The organism is Actinosynnema sp. (assembly GCF_052038725.1).
This window is the reverse complement of the sequence record NZ_JBQGCX010000427.1, coordinates 1-8,772: the sequence shown is the minus strand read 5'-3', so window position 1 is coordinate 8,772 and position 8,772 is coordinate 1. Positions and strand designations below refer to the sequence as shown.

Annotated in this window: 5 protein-coding genes; all 5 read left to right on the top strand. The window is 74.2% G+C overall.

What is annotated here, in order from left to right:
• Window positions 1-450 (top strand): hypothetical protein (locus ACTUAL_RS08665; protein WP_440899884.1); only part of this gene is annotated, 450 nt, incomplete at its 5' end.
• 50 nt (window positions 451-500) lie between these two features.
• On the top strand, window positions 501-1,877 hold the full coding sequence (locus tag ACTUAL_RS08660) for an ABC transporter ATP-binding protein (protein WP_440899883.1): 1,377 nt from the start codon (window positions 501-503) through the stop codon (window positions 1,875-1,877).
• A complete protein-coding gene (locus ACTUAL_RS08655) occupies window positions 1,877-2,752 on the top strand; it encodes an ABC transporter permease subunit (RefSeq protein WP_096496866.1) in 876 nt (291 codons plus the stop codon). Before ACTUAL_RS08660 ends, ACTUAL_RS08655 begins: the two co-directional genes overlap by 1 nt.
• A gap of 8 nt (window positions 2,753-2,760) precedes the next feature.
• Entirely contained in the window at window positions 2,761-7,302 is a 4,542-nt protein-coding gene (locus tag ACTUAL_RS08650; protein WP_440899882.1) for an ABC transporter transmembrane domain-containing protein, read from the top strand.
• A gap of 1,311 nt (window positions 7,303-8,613) precedes the next feature.
• A partial coding sequence (locus ACTUAL_RS08645; protein ID WP_440899885.1) for a 2-oxoglutarate dehydrogenase E1 subunit family protein occupies window positions 8,614-8,772 on the top strand: 159 nt, incomplete at its 3' end.

Below are 8,772 nucleotides of genomic sequence, written 5' to 3'. Positions count from 1 at the left end.
CCCGACCGCGAAGGGGGCGTGAGCGCCGTGGACGAGTCGCTGCGCGCCGCCGTCCAGCGCCGCCTGGCCCTGCTGGACGAGGCCGCCGAGAGCGGCGAGGCCGACTCGCTCGTGCCGCTCGCCCGCGCCGAGATCCACCGCCTCGCCGACGGCTGGAGGCTGCTGCTCACCGTTCACCAGCCCGATCCGGACGGCCGCTGCCGCGCGTGCCCCGGCGTGCTGCGGCACAAGAAGTGGCCGTGCCAGGTCTGGACGATGGCCCACCAGCACCTGATCGGGGACGGCGTCCCGCACCGCGAGCGGCGCAGGCCCCTGCGCAACCCGTTCACCCGCCAGACCGCGTTCACCGAACCGGGGAGCGCGCCCGAGCCCGACCCGGAGGGGCCCGAGGAGGTCACCCAGGAGATCCCCGTCGTGGTGTCGAAACCGCGACACGCCCTCCCCGACTGACCCGTCTAGGGCAGGATGGGCCCCCGAGCAGCACATTCGGGAGGGACGGCGTGCACGACGGCAGTGGCCGCATCGTGGTGCAGGGCTTGACCAAGCAGTTCGGTCCGGTCGCGGCGGTGCAGAACTTGAGCTTCACGGTGGAACCGGGTTCGGTGACCGGCTTCCTCGGCCCCAACGGGGCCGGAAAGACTACGACCTTGCGCATGTTGCTCGGCCTGGTGACGCCCACGGCGGGCACCGCGCTGATCAACGGCAGGCCCTTCACCGAGCTGGGGAACCCCGGCCGCGTGGTGGGCGCGGTGCTGGAGGCGCAGGGCGTCCACCCGTCGCGGACGGCCCGCAACCACCTGCGGGTGTACGCGGCGGCGATGGGCGTGCCCGACCAGCGGGCGGACCAGGTGCTCCAGCTCGTCGGGCTGGGGGCGGCGGCCGACCGCAAGGCCGGTGGCTTCTCGCTCGGCATGAAGCAGCGGCTGGCACTGGCCACCGCGCTGCTCGGCGACCCGCAGATCCTGGTGCTGGACGAGCCCGCGAACGGCCTCGACCCCGAGGGCATCGCCTGGCTGCGCCAGTTCCTCCAGTCGTACGCGCGCAGCGGTCGCACGGTGCTGATCTCCAGCCACCTGTTGGCCGAGGTCGAGCAGACGGTCGACCAGGTGGTGATCGTCAGCCGGGGCCAGACCATGTACTACGGGTCGCTGGACCAGCTGCGCGGCTCCCAGCAGAACCGGGTGCTGGTGCAGCCGTCCGACCCGGCGCAACTGGTCGCGGCGCTGCAGGCGGACGGGCTGTCGGCGATCGAGCAGACCCCGGACGGCCGGATCGCGGTCAGCGGGGCCGAGCCGAAGCACATCGCGGACGTCGCGCTGAAGGCGGGCGTGTCGGTGTACGGCATCCAGGAGGAGCGGGTCGACCTGGAGCGGCTGTTCTTCCAGCTGACGAGCGGCCAGTACACGGGCGCGCCGATGCCGGGCTACCAGCCGCCGCCTCCGGGCTTCGCCCAGGCCTACCAGCAGCAGGCGCCGCAGCAGACCGGCTACCACACCCCGCCCCCCGGCTACCCGGCCCAGCCGGGCTACCCGCAGCAGCCGGGTCACCAGGGGCAGCCGGGCTACGACCCGCAGCAGGCGTACCAGCAGCAGGCCCCGCAGGGTTACCCGCAGCAGCCGCCGCAGGGCTACCAGCAGCAGGGCTTCGACCCGCAGCAGCAGGCCTACCAGCAGCCGCAGCCGGGTTACCAGCCGCAGCCGGGGTACGACCCGCAACAGGCCTACCAGCAGCAGGCCTACCAGCAGCCGACGTCGGGCCAGTTCCCGGCCGCGCCGGACCACCAGGCGCCGCCGACCCCCGACTCGCCGTACGCGCCGCCGCCCGGCGGCAACCAGCAGGGTCAGCAGGGGCAGAGCGGTCTCGGGGGCGGTGCGTGATGGGCGGCTTGATCAGCGCGGAGTTCCGCAAGACCACCACCACGGGCCTGTGGTGGGGTCTGATGATCCCGACGGTGCTGCTGGCGCTGGGCTGGGCGCTGGGCACCGGCGCGCTGCTCCAGAGCATCGGCGAGGCGCTCACGTCCGAGGACGGCGACGTGCTGCTCGGCGGGCTGCTGGGCGTGTCCGCCGACCAGTGGAAGCTGTCGGTGTTCGGCATCACCCGCAGCATCAACATCGCCACGATCTTCCCGATGATCTTCGGCGGGCTGGCGGTGGCGAGCGAGTTCAACCGCAAGACGATCACCACGACGTTCCTCACCGCGCCGAACCGGGTGTCGGCGATGACCGCGAAGATGGTCGTCTACCTGGCCTGGGGCGCGATCTACGGCCTGGTCATCGTGACCACGGTCAGCATCGGCATCGCGCTGACCGCCGACTCCGGCCAGCTGCCCGAGGCGGGCGGCTGGTTCGCGCTGTGCGCGGTCGGCGTGCTGTCCACGATGCTGATGACCATGTTCGGCGTCGGCGTCGGCGCGCTGATGAACAGCACCGTCGGCACGACCGTGGTGCTGGTGCTGTACATGCTGGTGATCGAGAACGGCCTGCAGCTGGTGCTCCAGTTCCAGGACCTGTCGTCGGTGATCGCGTTCCTGCCGAACGGCGCGGCCAACGGCATCACCGGCGGTGTGGCGGCCGACGTGTTCATGGGCAACGTCGGCGTGGTCCCGGACGGCCTCAAGGAGGTCCTGATGGGCGCAGCGGGCGCGGCGGGCGCGCTGGACTGGTGGCTGAGCACGCTGGTGTTCCTCGGCTGGACCGCGGTGTTCTTCGCGGGCGGCTGGGCCGTGACGCAGAAGCGCGACATCACCTGATCAGGTAGATGTTCGCGGCGTTGCCGCAGCTCAGGGCCGTCTCCCTCCGGGAGGCGGCCCTGAGTCGTCCCGGAGGCCGGAAGCGGCCCGCTGATCTGTCGGGGGACCGACCTAGTGTGGAGATCGTGACGAACTCCCCCGGTTGGATCCGCAGACTCGCCTCGGCGTGCTGGCAGCACCGCTCCCTCGTGGTGTGGTCGGTGCTCGCCGCCGTCGTCGGCGTGGGCCTGCAGGCGGCCGGGCCGCTGCTGCTGAAGGTCGCGGTGGACGACGCGGTGGCCGGGCGGACCGACCGGCTCGCGCTGCTGGCCTCGGTGCTGGTGGGGGTGGAGCTGCTGACGTTCGGCACCGCGTTCGTCCGGCGGTACCTGGGCGGGCGGCTGGCCGTGGACGTGCAGCACGACCTGCGGCAGGCGGTGTTCTCGTCGGTGCAGCGGCTGGACGGGCAGAAGCAGGACGTGCTGCGGACCGGGCAGGTGGTGTCGCGGTCGATCACCGACCTGCAACTGGTGCAGAGCCTGCTGTCGATGACGCCGCTGGCGTTCGGCACGGTCGCGTTCGCGCTGGCCTCGCTGGTCGCGATGTGCTGGCTCTCGCCGCCGCTGACGCTGATCGCGCTGGTGATCGTGCCCGCCGTGGGGGTGGTGGCCGCGCGGACCAGGATGACGCTGTTCCCGGCGACCTGGTCGGCGCAGCAGCGGGCGGCGGACGTGGCGCAGCAGGTCGAGGAGACCGTGACCGGGGTGCGCGTGGTCAAGGGCTTCGGGCAGGAGGCGCGGGAGGTCGCGGCGCTGGAGCGGCGGGCGCGGGTGCTGTTCGCGGAGCGGATGCGGGCGGCGCGGCTGACGGCGCGGCCGTCGGCGACGCTGAACGCGCTGCCGTACGCGGGGCAGGTGGCGGTGCTCGCGGCGGGCGGGTGGCTGGCGCTGCGCGGCGAGGTGTCGCTGGGGACGTTCCTGGCGTTCGCGAGCTACGTCGCGGCGCTGATCGGGCCGACGCGGCTGCTGGCGAGCCTGATGGTGACGGCGCAGCTGGCGCGGGCTGGTGTGGAGCGGGTGTACGAGCTGGTCGACTCGCAGCCCGCCGTGGTGGACGCGCCGGACGCGGTGGACGTGCCCGACGGGCCGGTCGGGGTGCGGCTGGACGGGGTGGTGTTCGGGTACGCGCGCAGCGAGCCGGTGCTGTCCGGGGTGTCGCTGGAGGTCGCGCCGGGCGAGACGCTGGCGCTGGTCGGCACGGCCGGGTCGGGCAAGTCGACGGTGTCGCTGCTGCTGCCCCGGTTCTACGACGTGCACGAGGGCTCGGTGTCGGTCGGCGGGGTCGACGTGCGCGGGCTGCGGCTGGGGTCGCTGCGGCGGACCGTGGGGGTGGTGTTCGAGGAGGCGTTCCTGTTCTCGGACACGGTGCGGGCGAACATCGCGTACGGGCGGCCGGACGCCACCGACGCGGAGGTCGAGGCGGCGGCGCGGGCGGCGGAGGCGCACGGGTTCATCTCGGCGCTGCCCGGCGGGTACGGGGCGGTGGTCGGGGAGCGCGGGCTGACGCTGTCGGGCGGGCAGCGGCAGCGGGTGGCGCTGGCGCGGGCGCTGCTGTCGGACCCGAGGGTGCTGGTGCTGGACGACGCGACGTCGGCGGTGGACACGGCGACCGAGGCGGCGATCCACCGGACGCTGGCGTCGGTGACGGCGACGCGGACGACGCTGCTGGTGGCGCACCGGAGGTCGTCGCTGGCGCTGGCGGACCGGATCGCGGTGCTGGACGCGGGGCGCGTGGTGGACGTGGGGGCGCACGCGGAGCTGTGGGGGCGCTGCGAGCTGTACCGGGAGCTGCTGGCCGGGCCGGGTGAGGCGATCGAGCGGGTTGCCGGGGCTGGGGCGGCCGGGGGCGGGGTTGCCGAGGTCGGGATGGCCGGGGCAGGAGTGGCCGAGGCCGGGGTGACCGAGGCCGGGGTTGCCGGAGCCGGGGTTGCCGGGGCTGGGGTCGCCGAGGCCGGAATGACCGGAGCCGGGGTGGCGGAGTCCGGGCTGGCGGCGGGCCCGGAGGGCGGGAACGGCGCGGGTGCGGTCGACCGGGCCTCGGGCGCGGCGGCGCGGAACGGCGGTGTGAGCGAGCCCTGGCCGGGCGCGGACCCGGCCGGGCGGCGCGCGGACCCGCGTCGCGAGAACGTCGCGAGCCAGTCGGACGAGGGCTCGACCGAGCAGACCGGCGAGCGGTCCGGCGCGGACGCCGCGACCTCCGGCACCAGGTCCACCCCGCCGTCCGGCGCCGAGTCCACCTCGTCGTCCGGCGTCGAGTCCACCTCGTCATCCGGCGCCGAGTCCGCCCCGCCGTTCGGCGCCGAGTCCACCTCGTCATCAGGCGCCGAGTCCGCCCCGACCTCCGGCGCGGGGTCCACCTCGTCGTCCGGCGCGGGATCCGCCCCGTCGTCCGCCCCTGCGGGCGTGACGCCCGCGCTGTGGCCCGAGGTCGTCGACGACGAGCTGGTGCTGCGCGCGGAGAACCGGTCCGTCGCCGCGCCGTCCGGCGGCAGGCGCGGGCCGGGGACCTCGGCGCTGGCCGGTGGCGCGCCGCCGACCCCGGAGCTGGTGGAGCGGGTGCGGTCGCTGCCGCCCGCCACCGAGGAGCCCCGGCTGCCCGGCGAGGACCCGAGCGCGCCCGATCCGGGGTTCCGGCTGCTCAGGCTGCTGCGCCCGGTGCGCTGGTCGATGGTCGCCGTGGGCGCGCTGCTGCTGGTGGACACCTCGCTCGCGATCGCGCTGCCGAACCTGGTGCGGATCGGCGTCGACCGGGGCATCGGCGGCGGCGAGCAGGGTGCGCTGTGGGTGGTGTCGCTGGTCGGGCTGCTGCTGGTCGCGGTCGGCTGGTGCTCCACCCGGATCGGCACGGTGCTGACCGCGCGGGTCGGCGAGCGGCTGCTGTACCTGCTCCGGGTGCGCAGCTACGCGCACCTGCAGCGGCTCGGGCTGGACTACTACGAGCGCGAGATGGCCGGGCGGATCATGACCCGGATGACCACGGACGTGGACGCGCTGTCGAGCTTCCTGCAGACCGGGCTGACCACGTTCGTGATCAGCGTGCTGACCGTGGCGGGCATCGCGGTGGCGCTGGTGGTGACCGATCCGGGGCTGGCACTGGTGGCGCTGTCCGTGCTGCCGGTGCTGGCGGTGGCGACGGTGCTGTTCCAGCGGGTGTCGTCGCGGGCGTACGCGGAGGCGCGGGAGCGGGTCAGCGCGGTGAACGCGGACCTGCAGGAGAACGTGTCGGGGCTGCGGGTCGCGCAGGCGTACACGCGGGAGGAGCGGTCGGCGGAGGCGTTCGCCGCGCGCAGCGACGCGTACCGGCGGGCCAGGATCAGGGCGCAGCGGTACATCGCGACGTACTTCCCGTTCCTGGCGCTGCTGTCCGGGGTGGCGCAGGCGGCGGTGCTGGTGGTGGGCGCGTACCGGGTGGCGGACGGGAGCCTGTCGCCGGGCGTGCTGCTGGCGTTCGTGCTGTACCTGGGGCTGTTCTTCTCGCCGCTGTTCCAGCTGTCCGGGGTGTTCGACGGCTACCAGCAGGCGCGGGTGGGTCTGACCCGGATCGGCGACCTGCTGCGCACCCCGACGACCGTGCCGCCCGCCGCCGCCCCGGCTCCGGTGGAGCGGTTGCGCGGCGAGGTGGAGCTGCGGGACGTGGTGTTCCGGTACGCGGGGGCGGAGGAGCCCGCGCTGGACGGGGTGTCGCTGCGGGTGCGGGCGGGCGAGACGGTGGCGCTGGTCGGGGAGACCGGGGCGGGCAAGTCGACGCTGGTGAAGCTGGTGGCGCGGTTCTACGACGTGACCGGCGGCCGGGTGCTGGTGGACGGCAGGGACGTGCGCGAGTACGACCTGGGCGAGTTCCGGCGGCGGCGGGGCGTGGTGCCGCAGGAGGCGCACCTGTTCGGTGGAGACGTGGCGGAGAACGGCGCGTACGGCAGGCCGGGCGCGACGCCCGCCGAGGTCGAGGAGGCGGTGCGGGCGGTGGGCGCGCTGCCGGTGGTCGCGGCCCTGCCGAACGGGTTCAGGCAGCAGGTGGGCGAGCGCGGGCAGGGGCTGTCGGCCGGGCAGCGGCAGCTGGTGGCGCTGGCGCGGGCGGAGCTGGTGCGCCCGGACGTGCTGCTGCTGGACGAGGCGACGGCCGCGCTGGACCCGGCGACCGAGTCGGCGGTGCTGGCGGCGAGCGACCACCTGTCGGGCAGCCGGACCACGTTCGTGGTCGCACACCGCCTGGCGACGGCCGCGCGGGCGGACCGCATCGTGGTCCTGTCGGGCGGCCGGGTGGCCGAGGAGGGGACGCACGAGGAGCTGCTGGCGCTGGGCGGGCAGTACGCGCGCCTGTGGGCGCACGGGGCGCCGGAGCACGGGGGAGCCGAAGGCGGGGAAGGCTCGGAGGCGGGCGGCGCGGAGGCGGCAGGCGCAGGGGCGGCGGACGGGAGTGCCGCAGACGGGGGCGCGATCGCGGAGGGCGCGGCCCCGACGGGCACGAACGGCGTGGCCACGACCGCCAAGGCGGGTGACGCCTCTCGGGGCTGACCGACAACCGAATAACGGGGGCGAGACGCGGGGCGCCGAACGCCGGACGCCGGACGCCGGACGCCGGACGCCGGACGCCGGGCGACGCCGGACGCCGGGCTCGGGGCTCGGGGCTCGGGGCTAATGCAACCCTGGTTTGGCACAGACGCGCAGGCACAGCGGTATCAGCGGTAAGCACGGGCACGACACGGACGCAAACGCTTGCTCGGCATGAGCGGCCGAGGGACATCCCACCCCTGCCAGCCACCCGCCCCGTCAGCCATCTGCCCGCCAGCCATCTGCCCGCCAGCCATCTGCCCCGCCACCCACGTCCTGCGCCCTACTTCCTGCGCCCTGAGCCCAGCGCCCAGCCACCCCGCCACCCCGCCCCGCCGTCGCGAAACGCTGTTCCCGCACCCGCTCCCACCCGCCGTCCACGAACGCTCCCTCCCGCCCACTCGTGACGCCACGTCACCCACCCCCGCGACGGCGCGTGCCGGGTCGCTCTCGGCGTGCGCACGGCCGGCTTCCCCGAACGCGCGTTTTGTAGACAGTCAACAAACCCCCTCCCCCCGATTCCACCTCACGCCGCGCTCACGCCCGCCTCGCACCCCCGCACATCCGGGCGTGTCGCTGTGACGTGCGCTTCGGCCGGGCGCAGCGCTGTGACGTGCGCTTCGAGCAGCCCCCACCCCTCCCCCGCAGCAGCCGAGCGCCACCGACCGCACGATCACCGGGACCTCCCGACCCCCTGCCCCCGCAGCCCCCGGACGCCCGCCCCCTCCCCCGCGCGGCGCCGCCGCGCCGTGCCGGGAGCGGCCGATCAGCGGGGCACTTCGCCAAGTGTCCCAACACGTTCCGTCACCAGGACCAAGTCCCATCCCCCTGAAAGCAGCAACCCGACCACCCACCCGAACCCATCGGCTCCCGAACGCTTCACCCCGCCCCAAAACGGGCACCCACACGGATCAACTAGTCCACCCGGCCGGTTGAGGTTGGTCGGTTTCCCGCCCCACGCGACGCGCCGCCTGCGCTCTACTGGGAGTCGGGCGACCGCCCCCGACCTGCCCCGACCCGACCCCGACCGCACGCTGCGCTCAGCGCAACGTCGCAGCTCAGAGCACCACGGGGATCCCGAGCCCCGGAAAAAGCACGACGTGTCACGTCAAGGGTTGCTCAAGTGCCGCAACGCGGAGACGATCCTGATCGATCCTGTGACCGAGCACTCCTTGCACGTCCCCTCCTGTGTGGGAACTGCACCAGACGGGGGACTAGCCTGACCCATGAGTGAGTCAACACCAAGAGCGAGATGGATAGAGGCGAGCGCCAGCCGTGTCCAGCAGTCCTGCTTCACAGTTCGGCCCCAACGAGTGGTTGGTCGAGGAGATGTACGAGCAGTTCCTCGCCGATCCGTCGTCGGTAGACCCCGCGTGGCACGACTTCTTCGCCGACTACAAGTCGACGCAGCGCAACGGGTCCACCACGACCGCC

Excerpts from the sequence above, each read along its gene's own strand:
- ACTUAL_RS08650 (WP_440899882.1), top strand. The coding sequence starts at position 2,761 with ATGTTCGCGGCGTTGCCGCAGCTCAGGGCCGTCTCCCTCCGGGAGGCG.
- ACTUAL_RS08655 (WP_096496866.1), top strand. The coding sequence starts at position 1,877 with ATGGGCGGCTTGATCAGCGCGGAGTTCCGCAAGACCACCACCACGGGC.